Origin of the sequence: Myxococcus sp. CA033, from assembly GCF_013336625.1 — a bacterium.
Classification (GTDB): domain Bacteria; phylum Myxococcota; class Myxococcia; order Myxococcales; family Myxococcaceae; genus Myxococcus; species Myxococcus llanfairpwllgwyngyllgogerychwyrndrobwllllantysiliogogogochensis.
The window spans coordinates 247,943-267,228 of sequence record NZ_JABUMU010000012.1; the positions used below are offsets into that span (position 1 = coordinate 247,943).

Genomic DNA, 19,286 nt, shown 5'->3' on the forward strand with positions numbered 1-19,286 from the left:
GCTCCATCTGCTCACGACAAACCGTGGGCGCGCTCGTGCAGATAGAGTTGAAGTGAGCGCAGATGCATTCCCCAGTGCGACGTGAAGCCGAATCGGAAGAGCCAGAGTGCTTCGGCTTCGCCGGCGGTCTCCCAACAGGTGACGACTGCTTGGATGTCCTTCACGATATCGACGAGGTCGTCGAGAGCATCACCCACCACGAGCGAGGACTCACCCACGCGCTCGGCGATGTCACTCGCGACGTTGTAGTAGCCGAGCCCGGGAAAGAGCGGGCCGATACGCGCGCGAAGGCCGTCGTCAGCGGGTGCGGGTGGGCTCCACCGCGAACTGCTCGTGTCGAGGGGTACTTCGGCGAAGTGCGAGGCCAGTGCGAGCCGGTCGAGCGCCTCTCGAAGCATCACCTCTCGGTGCTCGGGGCTCAGGGAGCGCTCAAGCACGGAGAGGAAGCTCCTCAGGGCGCTCAGTATCTCGTCGCGTTTCACGGGAACTTCACCTGGATGCGGTGGGGACGTCGCGTGAGCTTCGCGCGGCGAATGTGTCGGGGCTCCCCTCGACAGGCACGAACTCCCGGGCCACTTCGCGATTCACGCGGCGGCGGCCCGGGAAGAACCACCTACTCCAGCCGGGTCACAGGCCGGGGCGCGGGCACCAGCTTCACCGGCGCCGGGTGCGCGTCGCGAGCGGTGTGCTGCCGCTGCTTCGGGTCCGGGCGCTCCACCACGCGAGCCACCAGGTCGTAGTCGTGCGCTTCCGTCACCTCCACGGTGACCAGCTCACCCGGGTACGCCAGGCCGTCGTTGATGTAGACGAGCCCGTCGATGTCCGGCGCCTGACCCTGGTGCCGACCCACGAGCAGGTGCTCCGTCTCCGGCGCGGGGCCTTCCACCAGCACCTCCAGACGCTTGCCGACGAGCTTCTTGTTCTGCTCGCGGTTGATGCGCTTCTGGATGGCCATCACCTCGCGCCACCGGCGCTCGATGGTCTTCTGCGGCACCTTGTCCGGCAGGTCGAACGCCGCCGTGCCTTCCTCGTCGGAGTACTGGAAGACGCCCAGGCGCTCGAAGCGCTGCGTCTTCACGAACTCCTTCAACATCTCGAAGTCCTCTTCCGTCTCGCCCGGAAGGCCGACGATGAGCGAGGTGCGCATCACCAGCCCCGGCACGCGCTCGCGCAGCTTCGTCAAGAGGCCCTTGAGGAACTCCGAGTTGCGGCCACGCTTCATCGACAGGAGCAGCTTGTCGCTGACGTGCTGCACCGGCATGTCCAGGTAGCGGGCAATCTTCGGCTCCGACGCCATCACGTCGATGAGCTCGTCCGGGAACACGCGCGGATAGGCGTAGTGCAGCCGAATCCACTTCACGTCCACCTGCACCAGCGCCTTGAGCAGGTCATGCAGCTTCGGACGGCCCGGCAGGTCATGCCCGTACGCCGTCAGGTCCTGCGCGACGAGGTTCAGCTCCTGCACGCCGCTGTCCGCCAGTCGCCGGGCCTCGATCATGATGTCGTCGATGGGCCGCGAGCGCTGTCCACCACGCAGCGTGGGGATGATGCAGAACGCGCAGGCGTTGTCGCAGCCCTCGGACACCTTGAGGTACGCGGTGTACTTCGGCATCGAGTTGATGCGCGGCGTGTTCGCGTCGTGGATGTAGTCGGGGTCCGGAATCACCTGACGCGGAGAGGCCTCGGCCGCCAGCAGGTCGCCAATCTGGGCATAGGCGCTGGTGCCCAGGAAGTGGTCCACCTCCGGCATCTCCTTCGCCAGCTCCTCGCCGTAGCGCTGGGACAGACACCCCGTCACCACCAGGGTGCTGCAGCTGCCCGACTTCTTGAGCTCGGCCATCTCCAGGATGGAGTCCACCGACTCCTGCTTGGCGGGACCGATGAAGGCACAGGTATTGACGACGATGACCTGGGCCTCGGACGCTTCCTGCACCAGCGTGTATCCGCGGTGCTTCAACGTGCCGAGCATCACCTCGGAGTCCACCCGGTTCTTCGGGCAGCCGAGGGTCATCATGTACAGGTTCTTGGTTGGTTCCACCGCGTCTACCTATTTCCAAGCTCGGTTCGCGTGAAGTGGTCACCACTCCAGGCAAAGTTCATGGTCGCGCCGTTCGAGTAACGGATGGTCAACCCGTCCTCTTCATCCAGCTCCACCGAGGAGGCTCGCCCCAGGGCGCACGTAGCAGCCGGCCACTCGAGCACCCGAGCCGCCGTCTTCCCCGTCACGATGTAAAACCCCAGTCGAAGCTCCTTTTCGGCGTCACATTGACCCGCGACGGCATAGGGATTCTTCCCGGAGAGCACCGTAACGACCGGTCGCCCGTCCGGCAGGCTCAACGTGTCCGGCACATTCACGTTCACCGACGCGGCCTTCAGCGGGTCCGTCACCACCAGCTCGCGCAGCGTCTCCGGCGTCAGCTCCTCGTCACCCTGCGCCCAGGCCGGATAGCTGAGCAGGTCCCAGCCCAGCCAGCCCGTGGCCGCGGGCTCCAGCGCCGTGACGTGCTCCGGCGGCTTGAGCTTGAGCGCCTTGCGCGGCTCGTCCGGAAGCCTCAGCGCGTCGCCGACCATGGTGCCGCTCTGGCAGTTGGAGACAGGCACCGCCTTGGTGCCCGCGCCGTCCTGGTCCTCGTAGGTGATGCACAGGTCCATCACCATCGGGTCCCGAGCGGAGAAGCGCGGCAGCGCGCGCACCGGCACCGCGGCCACCAGCGACAGCGTGTTGCCACGACGCTCCACCGCGCCATTCACCTTCTGCTGCGCGAACTCCGGCGTGCCGCTGTCCGCACCCGACGCGCGCTTGCCGTCGAAGCCGAAGCGCCACGTGTAGCCCGTCGTCAGCGGCCCGGTGTCCGGGAAGTAGATGGACAGCGTGAGCACATCGCCCGCGAGGAGCTGATCATCCTTGGCGTCCACGCCCACGTAGAGCGTGTCCTTGCGGAAGCCCACCTTGGCGGTGAAGGACGCGCTGGCGCCTTCGGTGTCCAGGGACTTGAGCGCCAGCGGCGAGGTGAAGCCCTTGAGGCCTCCCTGGAAGCGCGGCGGCTTGGTCATGTTGGGCACCGGCCGTGACGGACGGGGCGCTTCTTCCTGGGCGGAGGCGATGGCCGGAACGCAGAGCATCCAGCAGAGGGACAGGGCAGCAGCGGCTCGCATGGGCTTGTTCAATCGCGGAAGTTGGTGAACTGCATGTCCAGCTTCAGTCGGTCCTGCTCCCCACGGAACAGGGCGATGGCGGCCTGGAGGTCATCCCGGTTCTTGCCGGTGACACGCAGCTGGTCGGCCTGGATGGAGCCCTGCACCTTCATCTTCGAATCCTTCAACAGCTTCACCAGCTCCTTGGACTTCTCCACCGGGATGCCCTGCTGGAGCTTGATGACCTGCTTCACGTTGTGCAGCCCCGTCTTCTCGATGTCGCCGTACTCGAGCGCGCGCAGGCTGATGTTCCGCTTGGCCAGCTTCACCAGGAGGACCTCCTTGGCGGCCTGGACGCGCTCCTCGCTGTTGGCCTTCACGGTGATGGCCGTGTGGTCCGGAGCGACGAGGACGTCCGCCTGGGTGCCCTGGAAGTCATAGCGGGTGCTGAGCTCCTTCTTGGTCTGATTGACCGCGTTGTCGAGCTCGGCGAGGTCGATTTTCGAGACGACATCGAACGAGGGCATGGGCAGCAGCGGCCCTTAACATACCTACACCCTGACGACCATGGGCACCACCAGGGGGCGCTTGGAGGTGTACAGCCGGAACGCACGGCGCACCACCCGGGTGAGTTCCTCTCGCACCAGGGCGTCGTCACCTCGCAGCTGGACGGACAGCTCCTCGAAGAGCGCCCGGGCCTCCTGGGCCACCCGGGGGAGGATCACCTGTTCGTCCAGTGACAGCCCCTGGCCGGAGAGTTGCGGGCCACCCAGCAGCTTCTGGGTGTCGCGCTGGAGCACGATGACGGCGGCCACCAGCCCCGTCTCGGACAGGCGCACCCGCTCATGGAGTGTGTCCGCCGTCACCATGCCCCCTCCGAAGCGGTCCTTGAAGATGCGCCCGGAAGTCACGCTGCCGGTGAAGCGGCCGCGCCCCTCCTCGAAGCCGACGATGTCTCCGTCCTGGGCCAGCAGGCACTGCGCGGGCTCCATCCCCGACTCCCGGGCGGTGGCCAGATGTCGGTGGAGGTGGCGGCCCTCGCCATGGACGGGGATGAAGTGGCGCGGCTTCACCAGCTCCAGCACGCGCTGCTGCTGGGGGCGGCTGGCGTGGCCGGACACGTGGACGCCGGGCTCCACCTGCGCGTAGGCGACGCGCGCGCCGCGCCATTGGAGCTGGTCGATGAGGGCGCCCACGCCGCGCTCGTTGCCGGGGATGGCTCGCGAGCTGAGGACGACCAGGTCACCCGGGCCCAGCTTGAACGGGCCATCACCGGCGGCGAGCTGGGACAGGCCCGCGCGCGGCTCGCCCTGCGCTCCGGTGGTGAGCACCAGCACGCGCTGCTGCGGCAGCTGCGGCACCGTGTCCAGGTGCACGAAGAGCGAGTCGGGCACGTCCAGGTAGCCCAGCTCGCGCGCCATCTCCACGTTGCGCACCATGCTGCGGCCCTGGAGCGCGACCTTGCGGCCCAGTCGCTCGGCGAGGGCCAGCAGGTGCCGCACGCGGTGCAGGTTGGAGGAGAAGAGGGCGACGACGATGCGGCCGGTGGCGTCCTTGAAGAGGCGCTCGAAGGTCTGCTCGACGACGCGCTCGCTGCCGGTCTCCTCCGTCAGCTCGGAGTTGGTGGAGTCCGACAGGAGGCACAGCACGCCTTCCTCGCCCGCCTCACCCCAGCGCTCCAGGTCCGTGCGCAGCCCGTCGATGGGGTCCGGGTCCAGCTTGAAGTCACCTGTGTGGATGAAGGTGCCTTCGGGCGTGCGGATGATGAAGCCCACCGCGTCCGGCACGGTGTGCGTCACGCGACTGGCCTCGACCTTGAACATGGTGCCGACGGCGAAGGGCTCGCGCGGCTCGATTTCGCGCAGGTCCGCCTCGATGCCCAGCTCGCTCAAGCGGTGGCGCGCCATGGCCAGCGTGAAGCGCGTGCCGTAGACGGGGACGTTCACCTCGCCGAGCAGGTAGGGAAGCGCACCCAGGTGGTCCTCGTGGCCGTGGGTGAGCACCACGCCCTTGAGCTGGGCGGCGTTCTGCTTCAGGTGGGTGAAGTCCGGGATGATGATGTCGACACCGGGCATCCCCTCCGAGGGGAACATCAGGCCGGCGTCGATGAGAAGCATCTCCCCGCGACAGGCGATGACCAGGGAGTTGAGGCCGATTTCTCCCAGGCCGCCCAGGGGAATGACTTGAAGCATTGGGAAGAGTCTAAAGACTCCCCCCGTCGCGCGCGTTGGAAAGTTGCGCGGTGACTGGCTAGGTGATGCGGATGGGCAGGCCGCAGCCGCGCACCGCCCCCGTGGGACAGCCGGGGGTGCCGAAGATGTCCGGGCGGTGGAGCCAGGGCTTGATGCGGGTGCCGGTCCAGGGCTCCAGCTTCGTCTTGGGAACCCAGGGCGCCAGGCCCAGCGGGCGGGAGGGCGGTCGGGGCCGGCTGGTGATGCGAATGGGCAGTCCCGAACCCGTTGGCCGAGGCCCGACGAACTTGTCGGCCTGGGGACCGTCCCGTCGGGTGCCCGGCTTGGGAGCCGCTGGCCACTGCTTCAGCAGCGAGGGCTCGCGGAGCAGGCGTCCGAGCAGCTTCAACTGCGGAAAGAGCGCCTTGAAGCTCGCCGTGCGAGCCGAGGCCGCGGACAGGGGAGAGGCTGGACGCGGACCGGTTCTGGCGGCGGACTTCGGCGAAGACTCAATGCGCATGACGCACCCCCGTGCGCGGTACCGACGTGAAAAGGCCCGCACTTGGAGTATCGGCGGATGTGGCGCGAAGGTGCTTCGCTCCGACGTGATGAGGGCGTCCCTGATGAACAGGAGACATGACGCGGAGCGTTCTGGGGATTCAGGGAGCCGGGGTGGAGCGCCCGCTCATCCACGTCTTGACGCGCTGGGCCTCGGTGGACCAGCCAGCGGGCTCCGCGCCGTAGAAGCCCAGGGCCTGCTGGGCGAGGGCACGTGCGCGGGAGGCTTCGTGGGTGGGCAGGGCGCGGGCCAGGGCGAAGCGGGTGGCGGCGAGTCCGTCGCCCGGGCCGGGGGTTGCGGTGCGCAGGGCCAACGCGCGCTCCAGGGTGGCGCGAGCCTCGCGCGGCTTGCCCAGGGCGAGCTGGGCGAGTCCGAGCGTGGTGAGCGGCGCGGCCTGGTCGGGATGGCCCTTCTGGAAGGCCTCGTAGGCCTGGGTGCTGCGTTGGGCCAGGTCCACGGCGTCGCGGGTGCGGCCCTCGCTCAGGGCGAGCTCCGCCAGCAGGGCCTGGTCCGAGGCGGTCTCCGGATGCGAGGGGCCATGGGTCTCCAGGTCCAGCGCGAGGGCCCGCTCACGCAGCTTTCGCGCTTCGGCGTAGCGACGGAGCGATTCCAATGCGGTGGCGAGATTGTTGAGGGGATAGCTGAGCGTGGCGCTGTTCGCGCCCATCGCCCGCTCCTCCAGGGCAACGGCCTGCTCGAGGAAGGGAATGGCCTCCTCGAAGCGGCGGCTGACTGTCAGGTGGTAGCCCACCGCGTTGGCGGCCATCGCCGTCTGGGGATGGTCTGGGCCCATCACTTCCTTCGTCGTCTCCAGCACGCGGCGCAGCAGTCGCGCGGTGTGCTCGGCCTCGGGAGTGCGGGAGAGGGAGGCGGCCTGGTTGCGCAGGGACTCGAGGGTGAGCAGGTGCACGGCGCCGTGGGCCTGCTCTCGCAGCATGGCGGAGCGGCCGAAGGCCTCGGCGGCCTGTGCGTACTGGCCTCGGAGGAACGCGTTGCGCGCGAGGCTCGTCTGGAGCAGGGCCTCCAGGTCCGGGGTGCCACCCGCGCGCTCGATGCAGGACTTCGCCTGCGCGATGCTCCACTCCTCCATCGCGGGCGTCTGGGACAGGGTGGTCACCAGTCGCGCGGCGGCGCGTGCGGCCACTTCATCGTGGCGCGTGGCCTGTGCGGTGAGCAGGGCCTCGCGCAGGGCCTTCTGCGCGCGAGGCTCGTCTCCGAGCACCAGTCCGAGCCGGCCTTCCAGCTCCAGGGCCTCCGCGAGCACCGGCCGGTAGTCGAGTGCGCGGGCCTGCCCCAGCGTCGCCTTCAGCTCCTCGTTGGCCTGCTCATATCGGCCGGCGTCGACGAGCGCGGTGGTGCGGTCCAGGCCGGCGCGGATTTTCTCCACGCGCTGGCGCTGCTCGGGAGATTCGGGGAGTCCCAGGCGCAGGGCATCCACGTTCGCGCAGTCGGCGACGGAGGGCAGGCGCTGGGCCGCGTCCAGCGAGGTGGTGAGCGACTCCGCGTCGGTCTGCGCGAGCACGCCGACCACGGCGTCGAGCGTGGAGCGACGGCGCTCCAGGCAGGCCATGCGCAGCGACAGCACGGCGTCCGACTGGTGGCCGTGCACGCGTGTCGCCTCGCAGGCCTCCTGATGCATGCCGGCCCACTCCTGGGCGAAGGCGTCCAGGCTCTGTGCCACGCGGGAGAAGAACTCGGGGGCCTGGGGTTTGTTCGTGGCGGCGAAGGCCCGGCTCACGGTGTCCTTGCGTGAGGTGTCCCAGATGCCGGCCAGTCGAGCCTCGGCGCCCAGACATGGGGCGTGGCGACGGTTGCCCATCCACCAGGTGACGCCCATGAAGCCATAGATGAGGAGGAAGCCGGCGGCCAGGATGCTCCGGCGTCGCCACGCCACGGACGGGTCCTTGCCGAGCTCGGTCAGCAGTGCCTCCATGGACGGGTAGCGCTCGTCAGGCGTGGGCGCGAGGCCTCGGGTGATGGCGCGGAACAGCCAGGCGGGGACGTGGCAGCTGCGTGGGGGTTGGCGCACGCGGTTGGCGAGGGACTCCTGGAGGTAGGCGGTGGCTTGTTTCCCTTCGAAGGGGAGCTGGCCGTAGAGGGCCTCGTAGAGCGAGGCGCAGAAGCTGAACTGGTCGCCGCGTGCGTCGGTGCGGCCGTCCTCGTGTTGCTCGGGCGGCATGTACGCGGGCGTGCCCATGACGAGGCCCGCCTCGGTGAGCGGAGACTCGAGCAGGTCGTCGTCGCGCAGCGCGAGTCGTGAGGGCTTGGTGGCACGCCCTTCCTCCATGGCGTCCAGGTCGGCGGTGTTGCGAGCCAGGCCGAAGTCCGTCACCTGGGCGCGGCCGTCCCGGTTGACGAGCACGTTGGCGGGCTTGAAGTCGCGGTGGACGAGTCCGGCCGCGTGAGCGGCGGCGAGTCCGCGTCCCGCCTGACGGAAGAGGTCGAGCACGTCGCGCCACGAGCGATGTTCGGCGCGCAGCCAGTGGCGCAGGGACAGGCCCTCGACCAGCTCCATGGTGATGAAGACGCGACCGGCGAAGGTGCCCGCGTCGTAGACGGAGACGACGTTGGGGTGGGACAGGCGGGCCATGGCCTGGGCTTCGCGCAACAGGCGAGAGGCGCCGTCGGTGCGGACCACGGTGTTGGCCTCCGGGTGGAGCAGCTTGATGGCTACTCGGCGATGCAGGTCCGGGTCATAGGCGCTGTAGACGACGCCCATGCCGCCGGAGCCCAGCTTGTCGAGGATGTGGTAGCGGCCCACCGAGGCGCGCGATGACGTCTCCGAGGCGTCGCCCTTGCGAGCGGAGTCATTGAAGGGAGGGCTGGACCGCCCTGGTGCGCCTTGCGCGGGTGGATGGATGCGGACGCTCGAGCCCAGTGGTGGGGCGGGAGGTGGTGCCACCCATGTGCCCGCGCCCGCGGGTGGTAGCGGCGGTGGCGCAATCAAGGTTCCTGGGGCGGCGACAGGAGCGCGCGGGTTCGCCGCGACGGCCGAAGGTGCGGCCTGTGGCGTTGCGTTGCTGGGCGCAGACGAGGATTGCGCGCGCGAACTCGCTCCGATGGAAGACCGGGGAGGAGGAGCGCCTTGTGGGCTCTCGTTCGAGGCCGCCGATGAGGACCTGCCACGAGAGCCCGCCACGACGGATGCAGGAGCAACTGCCTGAGGGCTCGTGCTGGCGGGAGGCTGTGTTGCTGCACCCGATTTTCCCGAGGTGCTGGCGGAGGACTGTGGAGTCGCTGCGCGCCCGCGCGCTCCAGCGGATGTTTGAGGCGGCGGCGTGGAGGTCCTCGAGCCAGCCGAGCCTTGAATCGGTGCCACCACCGTGCCTGCCTCGGAAGGGCGTCGTGGGGGTGGCGCAATCAGTGTCCCCGCATCGGCGGGCAACTGCGGCTCGGATTCGCTCGCAGAGGCCTCATCCGTGAGGAATTGCGGACCATCGCGGTGATGGAATCCCTCGTCAGTCGAAGCCGGGGATGTGAGGCCAAGGCCCGATTCCATCGCGCCGCGCAGGTCGGAGTCCACCAGCGTGCTGGCCCTGTGCGCGGAGGGCGACGGCAAGGCGGGGAGGAGCGGAACGGAGGCCTCGTGTTCGCGGGTCTCCGCGGAGACTCCGGACGCGGGTGAGGGCAGTGGAGCGGGCCTGTCCACTGTTGTGCTGTCATTGGCCACGCGAGCGGCACGAGCGGTCCGGATGGGCTCAGTGGGCAGGTCGAGGTCGGAGACCTCTCCGAGCAGCGCCGCGCGAGGGATGGCCAGGTCCGTGGCCTCATCCTGGGGCGGCGTGACTCGATGAGCGGCGGTGCCGGGCGGTGTCACGCGACCCAGGAGCGCCGCGCACTGGCGGCAGCCCTCCGCATGGCGCCGCAATCGCTGTGCGTCCACGGCGGAGAGCATTCCGGTGGCCAGCGCCCGCGCGGTCTTCTCATCGAAGCAGGACACGACCGGGATGTTCCACCACGCGGCAGGTTCCTGAGAAGGGGGCCTCCTCAAGTGGCCCGGTAGGTTTTGACCTGGGCTTGCAACGATTCAGCCCGAACGTGCCGCGGCGCGGCGGAAAGCCTCTCCGCCACGCCCCGAATCCCTTCACCGGGGGATGAGCGAAATGTCATCCAGGTACACCGCCGCCTGGTCCTCTCCAGAGTCGTCCTGGAAGTACAGGTCGCGCAGCGTGCCCGACGTCGCCCCCATGTCATCGAGCGACAGCGTCACCTTTCTCCACTCGCCCGCGACCAGCGGCCCGCCCAGGGCCGCATCCAGCCGCGCCGTCCCGAGCACGTCCGTGCCGTCATGCAGCAGGACTCTCACCGACTGTCCCCCGGTGGTACCGCCGTGGACCCACAGTTCGATGGATTGGTAACCCGCGATGTCCACGCCCGAGTGATGCAGGAGCACGCCCGCCCACGTGTCCGGCTCGAAGCGGATGGAGGCCGTGCCCGCGTGGACGATGGCCGTCTCGTCCAGCGAATGCTCCGCCCAGCTCCAATCCGCGAAGCCGCTCTCCAGGGCATCGCCGTAGATGGACAGTCCCGCGGACGGCTCCGGCGTGGTGCGGCCCTCCATCAGCGCCAGGCCTTGCGACAACGTCACGGTGCGCGCGCCGCGCAGGCGGATGTGGTCCAGGATGGCCGTGAAGCTCGACGTCCGGTACTGCGTGTCGCGCGTGGGAGTTCCATCGACGAACTCGTGGAAGACGAGGATGAGCCAGCTCTTCTCCGCGAGCGCCTGGTCAATCCAACCTTGCACCGTGCTCACCGGAATGTTGCGCGCCACGTCGTTGCCCCGCAGCTCGTAGACGATGGTGTCGCGGAAGTTGCGCCCGGCGTTCACCGTGCGGCTGCTGGAGTATTGCTGCCGGATGGCGGCGAGCACGGTGGAGTCATAGCGCCCGTAGGGGATGACGAAGTCGGGCACCGAGGCCAATCCCAGATTGTCCACCAGCCAGTCCCGCGAGTCCCGCAGCTCCGAGAGGATCTCCGGGGCGGAAAGCGTGGTCAGGTCCGGGTGGGTCAACGTGTGGCTGGCAATGCCGTTGCCTTCGGCGACGAGCGTCTGTACTTGAGCGGTGCTCATGTAGCCACCCCATCCCTGGGCAAGCGCCTGGGTGATGAGGGCGTACGTGGCGGGGATGTTCCTCGCGTTGAGCGCGGGCCGGGCCTTGTCGTACTGCGTGGACCAGCCGTCATCCAGCGTGATGGTGACCATGCCCTGCTCAAAGGGCTGGGCCGCGAACGCGGGCGTACGGAACGTCACCACCAACAGTACGGCAATGAATCGCAACAGCGGGAACTGATCAATCATGGACATCCCCCCGCGCCTCATGCGGCGCGGTGCGGGCGATAGCAGAGGTCCGTGATGCCAGGCAACCGAGCAGGCACGCACGAGTCGTGTGGCCTGGTGAGCGGCTGTGCCGTGGAGCCAATGGCGGACGCCGCCAGGGATTCGGGCCGGAGGCGGTGGTGTTCGGGATGTGTTCGTAGATACCGCCGCACCCCCGACAGCGTCTTTTGAAAGGACACGTCACATGAAGAAGTTCGCCGCGCTCGTAGGTCTGCTGGGCGTCCTGGGAGTCCTGCCCGCGCATGCCGCCGAGCTCAAGGACGTGTTTGGAAAAGAAGTCCCTATCGGAAAGGGGCGGCCTACCGTGGTGCTGTATGCCAACAAGGGCACCCGGGATGAGCTGCGAGAGCACGCCTACCAGTTCGTCTACGACGTGCGAGCGGTCAAACCCATCGTCGTGGTCCGCGTGGACCTGCGGGACGTCCCCGGCCTCTTCAAGGGCATGGCGAAGGGGGAGATTCGCAAGAGCCACGCGGAGTCGCTCGGCCTCATGCGCGACCTCTTCCAGCGGCACGGCGAGTCGCCGCCCCCCGAGCTCGACTCCTCACTCTTCATGGTCGCCGACAGCAAGGGAGAGCCGCACCAGTCGGTGGGGCTGAAGAAGGGCTTCAAGACGGTCTACGCGCAGGTGCTGGACCCCGCGGGTCAGGAACTGGCGCGCGGCCCCTTCCCCCAAAGCGCGGGCACGCTTGGCAGGGCCGTGGCCACCTCGCCCACCTCGCCCGCGCCCGCACGGCTGGCGGGCGTGGTTCGCTGACACGCTGAAGCCCTCGTGGATTCGATACACGACACATTTGGAAACATTCAGGTGTCGACTTCGCCCCGTTTGTTTCATGAAACCTCAAGCTCCGAGAGAAGGTTGGGTTTGACGGAGTCTTTTCGGACTTCATGAGGCTTCCCTGGGAGTAATACCTCCCAGGCACTTCCGGCACTTTCAGTCTTCCTGCTACGCACTTACAGCGCGTGCCTGGAGCATGAAGCGGCGTCCGCCGCGTCGCTCCGCAGGCCAAGCAACGGGAGACTTCATGAAGAGGCTGGAGTGGAGCGCGACCGCCACGAGGTGGCTGGTCATGGGTTTGTTTGTCGGTGTGAGCGCGGGATGTTCGGGCGGAGAGCCTGCCCAGGAGCAGCCCACACTGGAGACGGCGTCGAGCCCCCTGAACCCCGGGCCTGACCTGGTGGTGACGGGAGTCCGAGGCCCCGCGAGCGTCTTCGCGGCTGACTCGTTCACCACGACGGTGACGGTCTGCAACCAGGGCACGACATACGCGAACCGTGGCTCCACGGTGGCGGTGTTGCTGTCCCTGGACAACGTGCTCTCCCCTCTGACGACCATGCCTCCTCCGGCGGACCAGTCCCTGGTGGGTCAGGAGACGCTCCATGAGACGCTGGAGGCGGGCCAGTGCGCGGACGTCCGAGTGACGGGCACGTCCTGGTTGCCTCCGGCGGCGCAGGGCGATGGGGCCTACTTCCTGGGCGCCATCGTCGACACGAATCAGTCCGTGGCGGAGGTCAACGAGAACAACAACGCGAATGCGCAGACGCGCATCGGCGTGGGCAACCGGCCGGACCTCGTCATCACCGAGCTGTCGAGCCCTCCCAGCGTGCCGCAAGGCGGGTATTTCACCGTGGCGGTGACGGTGTGCAACCAGGGCACCGCGAGCGTCCCCTCGGTCCGCACCCAGCTCTTCCTGTCGACCGACAACGTGCTGACGCCGACCGGCCCGGGTGTTCCCGCCATGGACCAGTCGCCGATCGGTGAAGTGCAAACCCAGATGCCGCTGAACGCGGGCGCATGTGTCCGTCGCAGCGTCTCTGTCTGGGCATCGCTGCCTCCCGCGGGACAGGGTGACGGGGCGTACTACCTGGGCGCCATCGTCGATGACCCGGCGTCGGTGCAGGAGCTGCGCGAGGACAACAACGCCTACGCGAAGGAGCGCATCGGCGTGGGCAACAAGCCCGACCTCATCATCACCGAGCTGCGCGGGCCCGCCAGCGTGTTGGACAACCAGGGCTTCGACGTCCAGGTGCGGGTCTGCAACCAGGGGACGACCTATGCCCCGGGGCATTCGGCGCGGCTCTTCTTGTCGACGGACGACGTGCTGACGCCGACCGGCCCGGGTGCTCCCGCCATGGACCAGTCGCCCGTGGGCTCGGTGCAGCTCCCCCTGTTGAACCCGGGGCAGTGCGTGACGCGCACCGTGGCCGCCCAGGCATGGCTGCCTCCCGCGGGGCAGGGCGCGGGCGCCTACTTCCTGGGGGCCATCGTGGATGACCCGTCCTCCGTGCAGGAGCTTCGCGAGGACAACAACAGCTACGCGAAGGAGCGCATCGGCGTGGGCAGTCGGCCGGACCTCGTGGTCACCGCGATGACGTCGCAGGCGAGCATGAACACGGGGCAGGCCACCGCCGTCAGCGTGACGGTGTGCAACCAGGGCACGACGATGAGCAACTCGTCGTGGACCAACCTGTACCTCTCGCTCGATGCGGTGCTGACGCCCATGAACCCCATGGGCCCTCCCGCGAATGACCAGTCGCCGCTGGGCGGACTCCAGATTCCGTCGCTGAATCCCGGGCAGTGCGTGACGCGTGGCGACAGCTTCTGGCCCTCGCTGCCGCCGATTCCCACGAATGCCACCGCGTTCTACCTGGCCGCCATCGTGGACGAGTCCGGCTTCGTGCAGGAGCTGCGCGAGGACAACAACATCTTCGTGAACGGCCTCGTGGGCCTGGGCAACCGCCCGGACCTCGTCGTCACCGAGCTGAGCGTGCCGCCGACCCTTTCGCCCGGCCAGTCCTTCACCGCCACGGCGACGGTGTGCAACCAGGGCACCCTCTCCAGCAACGCGACGCAGGCGCAGCTCTACCTGTCGATGGACACGTCGCTGACGCCGATGATGGTCGGTCCAGGGGGCTCGCCTCCGACGGACCAGGCGCCGTTGGGAATGGTCAGCGTGCCCCCGCTGAGCGCGGGGCAGTGCGCGACGCGCAGCACGTCTGCCTGGGTGAACTACCCCATGGATGGGCAAGGCGAAGGGGCCTACTACGTGGGGGCCATCGTGGACGAGCAGGGCTCCGTGCTGGAGCTGCGTGAGGACAACAATGCCTTCGTGAAGGGCCTCGTCGGCGTGGGCAACCGAGCGGACCTCGTCATCACCGCGATGACCGGACCGGCGAGCATCACCTCCGGCCAGAACTTCACGGCGACGGTGACGTTCTGCAACCAGGGCCTCCAGTCCAGCCCCTCGACGCAGGCGCAGCTCTACCTGTCGACGGACACGTCGCTGACGCCGCTGTCGTCTGGCCCTGGCGGTCCTCCGTCGGACCAGATGCCGCTGGGCTCCCTGTCCGTGCCCTCGCTGAACGCAGGGGTGTGCCTGACGCGGAGCGGCTCATTCTATGGAAGCCCGCCGCCGGACGGGGCGGGGGACGGCGCCTACTACCTGGGGGCCATCGTCGATGACCCGAGCTCCGTGCAGGAGTTGCGCGAGGACAACAACGCCTTCGTGAAGGGGCTCATCGGCGTGGGCAACCGGCCGGACCTCGTCGTCACCGGGCTGAACGTGCCGCAGGCCCTCCAGAATGGTCAGTCCTTCACCGCCGCGGTGACGGTGTGCAACCAGGGCACGCAGGCGAGCATGTCGACGCAGGCGCAAATCTACGTGTCGATGGACACCGTGTTGACCCCGATGCCGTACGGGCCCGGTGGCTCCCCTGCGACGGACCAGTCGCCGGTGGGAGGTGTCTCCGTGCCGTCGCTGAATCCGGGACAGTGCGCGACGCGCTCGACGACGGGCTGGGCCGGGCTGCCGCCGGACGCGCAGGGCGATGGGGCGTACTACCTGGGAGCCCTCGTCGATGACCCGTCCTCGGTGCAGGAGCTTCGCGAGGACAACAACAGCTTCGTGAAGGGCCCCATCGGCATTGGCAATCGGCCGGACCTGGTCATCACCGCGATGACCGCGCCCACGAGCGCGTCCATCAACCAGCCGTTCACCCTCGGCGTGACGGTATGCAACCGGGGAACGGTGCTCAGCAACTCGACGGCGGCTCGCCTCTTCCTGTCGATGGACGCCGCGCTGACGTCGATGTCGGCACCCGGCTCTCCCGCCGCGGACCAGTCCGAGGTCGCGAACGTGAGCATCCCCTCGCTGGCGGTGGGACAGTGCGCCACGCGCTCCGCGAGCGCGACCGCGTGGCTGCCGCCAGATGCGCAGGGTGACGGTGCGTACTACGTGGGAGCCCTCGTCGATGACCCGTCCTCGGTGCAGGAGCTGCGCGAGGACAACAACACCTTCGTGAAGGGGCTCATCGGCGTGGGCAGTCGCTCGGACCTGGTCATCACCGCGATGACCTCGCCCACGAGTGTGACTCAGGGGCAGGCCTTCACCGCGACGGTGACGGTGTGCAACCAGGGCACCCAGTCCAGCACCTCCACGAGTGCGCAACTGGTCCTGTCGCTGGATGACGCGCTGTCCCTGTCGGTGTCGCCGCCCGCGTTGGACCAGGTGGCGATTGGCTCGGTGGACGTGCCAGCCCTGCTCGCGGCCCAGTGCGTGACGCGCAGCGCGAGCGTCAACGCCTATGCGCCCCCGGCCGGTGAGGGCACTGCCTATTACCTGGGCGCGCTCGTGGACTCGAGTGGCGGAGTGCAGGAGCTGCGCGAGGACAACAACACCTTCGTGAAGGGCCTTATCGGCGTGGGGACGAGGCCGGACCTCGTCATCACGTCGCTGACGGGGCCTGTCTCCATCCTGGTGGGCAACACCCTCACCTCGACGGTGAGGGTCTGCAACCAGGGCACGCAGGCGAGCAGCCCTGGCTGGGTGTCGCTCTACCTGTCCGTGGACACGAGCCTCGCTCCGGAGCCTTCCATGCCGGGGCCGGGGAGCAGCGCCAACATGGACCAGCGTGAGCTGGGGGGCGCGAATGTCATCGCCCTGAACCCGGGCGACTGCATCACCCAGAGCCTGAACGTGACGGCCCACCTGCCGCAGGACGCGATGGGCCAGGGTGGCTCCTACTTCCTGGGCGCCTACGCGGACCCCTACCAGTCACAGCCGGAGCTGCGCGAGGACAACAACTCCAGGACCCTCGCGCTCCAGGTCACCTTGTAGCTCGTTGACAGTCATTGGAGGGGACGGGGCGGGATGGCCCGTCCCCTCGCTTCTTCCAGCCGCTCAGCTCCCCAGCGGTGGCTCCGTCGGGGGGCGCGAAATCCACGCGGCGATGAACACGTCCAGCTCGCCGCGCAGCACGTCCTTCACGCGCGGAGTCCCTGCGCCGGTGCGAGGGTCCTCCACCCGGGCGCTGCGGCCCAGGTAGTAGCGCCGCGCCTCGTCCGTGCTGCCGCCCTGTCCGGCCACCACGCGCGCGGCGATGTCCTTCAGCTCGTCCAGCTCGCCCGCGCCGGTGAGCGTCAGCACGCGTCCGGTGGACTCATCCTTCACCGTGACCTCCGTACGCACGCGCTGGAGGTAGGCGCCCTCGTGACTCTTCACCGGTCGGCCGAGCACCTCCAGCAGCTCCAGCTCCTCCTCGGAGAGAGCGCCTCCCCGGTGCACGCGGACATAGGCGCGCTGGCGCTTCTCGTCCTCCAGCCGTCGATGCAGGCCCGCCTCACCCGCGAGGAAGCCATAGGCCCCAGGGCCGGCGATGCGCACCACCACGCGAGCCGGCTCCTCGGCTTCCGCCACCGCCACGGCCTCGTAGCCGCGACGCTGCGCCCAGCCCAGGTACATGGTGGCCAGCTCCTGCACCCACGCCTCCTGCGTCTCCGCCGAGTCGCTCGCGCAGATGTCCACCAGGGCCTCGGTGTCCTGGGTGGTGGCGCCGGACGCGTGGAGTGCCTCGGCCATCTGCACCTCGCGCGCGACGTCTTCGACCTGTCGCGCCGCGGAGGCCAGCTGCACCTCGTTCTTCGCCTCGCGCACCAGGCGTCGCCCGAAGAGACACGCGGCCTCCAGGCGCTCCAGTTCGTTGAGGTGGGCCTCCACCGTCCGGAAGGCCCGGATGACATCGGCCGCGTGCGTGGGGTCGTCCCAGAGGTTGGGCGCCTGTGTCTCCGTCAGCAGGGCGGCTCGGCGATCCTCCATCTCCGGCCGTCCCGCGGAGGCCGCCAGCGAGCGGGCCTTGCCCACCAGCCGGTCCATCTCCACGAGCAGCGACTTGCGGTCCAACCGCCGCTTCACCGGTGCGGCGCGCGCGGACGGCAGCAGCAACTGCGCGGTAGGCGAGGGCGGCGGCGCTGCGGGCTCGGCCACCGCGATGACCCGGCCTCCGACGCGTGCTTCCACGCGCACGGGCGTGCCAGGAGGCAGGGGCTTGCGCGCAATCTCCACGGCCAGCGCCGCGGTGAGCGTCTTCTCGATTTCCCGTTGGAGGTAGCGCGCGCCGAACTGGGGCGAATAGCCGCGCTCCACGAGGCGGTCGACGACCTCGGGTGTCACCTCCACGTCCAGGGAGCGCGCGCGGATGCCCTCGCGCTCCAGCACGCGGCCCACCTCGCGCTGCGCGATTTTCCGGATGTCCACCTTGGACAGCGGCTGGAAGTGACAGATGGCATCGAAGCGGTTGAGGAACTCCGGCCGGAACGCCTCGCCGATGCGGCGGTCGACCTCCGACACCATCTCGTCCGCGCGCTTGGTGCCGGCGAAACCCATGGCGGGCTCCCGGTACACCTCCGCGCCCACGTTGGACGTGGCGACGATGAGCGTGTTGTTGCACGAGACGACCTCGCCCGCGCCGTTGACGAACGTGCCCTCATCGAAGAGCTGGAGGAAGCGGTCATGCACGCTGCGCGCGGCCTTCTCGAACTCGTCGAGCAGCAGCACGGAGAACACCTTTCCGTCCAGGAGCGCGCTCAGCTCTCCGCGACGTGTCTCCAGCGCTGGTGCCCAGGACGCGCCGAAGGGCACGCTCTCGTCGCCGTCGTTGGGATAGTCCGCCATGTTCAGGCGCACCAGCCTGTCCGCGGAGCCGAAGAGGTACTCGGCCAGCAGCTTCGCGAGCTGCGTCTTCCCCACGCCCGTGGGGCCCGCGAACAGGAACACGCCGAGCGGTCGGCGCGGGTCGTTCAGTCCCGCCTTGAGCAGCGCCACCGAGCGCAACACCGCGCCCACCGCGTCCGTCTGGCCGAGCAGCCGCTCTCCGAAGAAGCGCTCCGTCTCCTCCAGGTCCAGCGGCATCGCATCGTCCACCACGAAGCGTGGCAGGCGCGTGGCGGCACAGAAGCGGGTGAGCACGTCCTCCGGACCCACGTGGTCCTTGGCCGCGCCCGCGGCCTCCGCCGCCGTCTCCTTCAAAAGCTCGATGGCCTTGCGCGGCATGCGCTGCGCCAGCAGGAACTTGGCCGACAGGCGCAGGGCCAGGTCACACGCGGCCGGGTCGATGGGCAGGCGCAGCTCGCGCTCCAGCTCCTCCGCCACCCGGCCCAGCACCCAGCGCGCCTTCTCCAGGGGAGGCTCGTGCAGGGGGAGCAGGTGCAGTCGCTCCGCCAGCGCCTCGTCGGAGCGCAGCAGCTCCTGCACGCGCTTGGGCTCCGTCTCGAAAATGAAGCGCATGCCGCCGGTGCGCAGCGCGCGCACGGCCACGGGGGCCAGGGGCCCGCCCAGCGCCGCTGGCAGGTCTCGGATGTAGACGATGGGACAGGGGTGCCGCGCCAGGTGGGCCAGCAGCTCCTCGAAGCTCTCGGCGGCCTGGCGGTGGGTGCTTCGCGCCAGGATGTTGGCGATGGACACCTCCACCAGGCGCGACTGCGCCAGCTCCGAGTCCACGCGCCCCTCGGCGATGCGGCGCGCCACTTCCTGCACGAGCGCGCTCTTGCCCACGCCGGGGTCTCCCGCCAGCAGCGGGTGCTTGCCACCGCGCGTCAGCAGCCCCAGAACCTCCGTCACCGCGGCGTCCACGCCATGCGCGGCCGGCAGCCGGCCCTCTCGGGCCATCGCGGTCAGGTCCCGGTCGATGAGTCGCTCCTGGTCCTCGCTCTTCCTCGTCGCCATCTCGTCAACCGCCCCCTCGCCGGAGCACGCACTCTAACCGCTGAACCGCCGAGGTGAGCGCGCAATCCCGGCGAGCAGCCGGA

At 69.0% G+C, this 19,286-nt stretch carries 11 protein-coding genes; 2 read left to right on the forward strand and 9 right to left on the reverse strand.

Features of this window, described 5'->3' with window-relative positions:
* Nucleotides 1-11: 11 nt before the first annotated feature.
* From HUA78_RS26500 to HUA78_RS26535, 8 genes are all read right to left on the reverse strand, one after another.
* On the reverse strand, nucleotides 12-437 hold the full coding sequence (locus tag HUA78_RS26500; protein WP_371745665.1) for a DUF5063 domain-containing protein: 426 nt from the start codon (nucleotides 435-437) through the stop codon (nucleotides 12-14).
* Nucleotides 438-613: 176 nt separating this feature from the next.
* Nucleotides 614-2,011 (reverse strand): 30S ribosomal protein S12 methylthiotransferase RimO, encoded by a 1,398-nt coding sequence (gene rimO, locus HUA78_RS26505; protein ID WP_217440474.1) that lies wholly within the window; start codon nucleotides 2,009-2,011, stop codon nucleotides 614-616.
* 32 nt (nucleotides 2,012-2,043) lie between these two features.
* On the reverse strand, nucleotides 2,044-3,156 hold the full coding sequence (locus tag HUA78_RS26510) for a hypothetical protein (RefSeq protein WP_174462886.1): 1,113 nt from the start codon (nucleotides 3,154-3,156) through the stop codon (nucleotides 2,044-2,046).
* A gap of 8 nt (nucleotides 3,157-3,164) precedes the next feature.
* Complete coding sequence (locus tag HUA78_RS26515) at nucleotides 3,165-3,662, reverse strand: YajQ family cyclic di-GMP-binding protein (RefSeq protein ID WP_141646009.1); 498 nt, start codon at nucleotides 3,660-3,662, stop codon at nucleotides 3,165-3,167.
* Between the two features lie 24 nt (nucleotides 3,663-3,686).
* The gene (locus tag HUA78_RS26520; protein WP_174477403.1) at nucleotides 3,687-5,327 is read right to left on the reverse strand and encodes a ribonuclease J; all 1,641 of its coding nucleotides are present in this window, start codon (nucleotides 5,325-5,327) and stop codon (nucleotides 3,687-3,689) included.
* Between the two features lie 58 nt (nucleotides 5,328-5,385).
* Nucleotides 5,386-5,826 carry a hypothetical protein gene (locus tag HUA78_RS26525; RefSeq protein WP_174454826.1) on the reverse strand — a complete coding sequence of 147 codons (441 nt, stop codon included), beginning with the start codon at nucleotides 5,824-5,826 and terminating at the stop codon, nucleotides 5,386-5,388.
* Nucleotides 5,827-5,965: 139 nt separating this feature from the next.
* On the reverse strand, nucleotides 5,966-8,767 hold the full coding sequence (locus tag HUA78_RS26530) for a tetratricopeptide repeat protein (RefSeq protein ID WP_371745666.1): 2,802 nt from the start codon (nucleotides 8,765-8,767) through the stop codon (nucleotides 5,966-5,968).
* A gap of 1,182 nt (nucleotides 8,768-9,949) precedes the next feature.
* A complete protein-coding gene (locus tag HUA78_RS26535) occupies nucleotides 9,950-11,170 on the reverse strand; it encodes a polysaccharide deacetylase family protein (RefSeq protein ID WP_254623910.1) in 1,221 nt (406 codons plus the stop codon).
* Nucleotides 11,171-11,387: 217 nt separating this feature from the next.
* Between HUA78_RS26535 and HUA78_RS26540 the strand changes: the two genes are divergently transcribed.
* Together HUA78_RS26540 and HUA78_RS26545 are read left to right on the forward strand one after the other, a co-directional pair.
* On the forward strand, nucleotides 11,388-11,960 hold the full coding sequence (locus tag HUA78_RS26540) for a hypothetical protein (protein WP_174462883.1): 573 nt from the start codon (nucleotides 11,388-11,390) through the stop codon (nucleotides 11,958-11,960).
* Nucleotides 11,961-12,273: 313 nt separating this feature from the next.
* Complete coding sequence (locus HUA78_RS26545) at nucleotides 12,274-16,320, forward strand: CARDB domain-containing protein (protein ID WP_217442596.1); 4,047 nt, start codon at nucleotides 12,274-12,276, stop codon at nucleotides 16,318-16,320.
* Between the two features lie 63 nt (nucleotides 16,321-16,383).
* Here the strand turns inward: HUA78_RS26545 and HUA78_RS26550 are convergent, their stop codons facing one another.
* On the reverse strand, nucleotides 16,384-19,203 hold the full coding sequence (locus HUA78_RS26550) for an AAA family ATPase (RefSeq protein ID WP_174477405.1): 2,820 nt from the start codon (nucleotides 19,201-19,203) through the stop codon (nucleotides 16,384-16,386).
* Nucleotides 19,204-19,286: the final 83 nt, after the last annotated feature.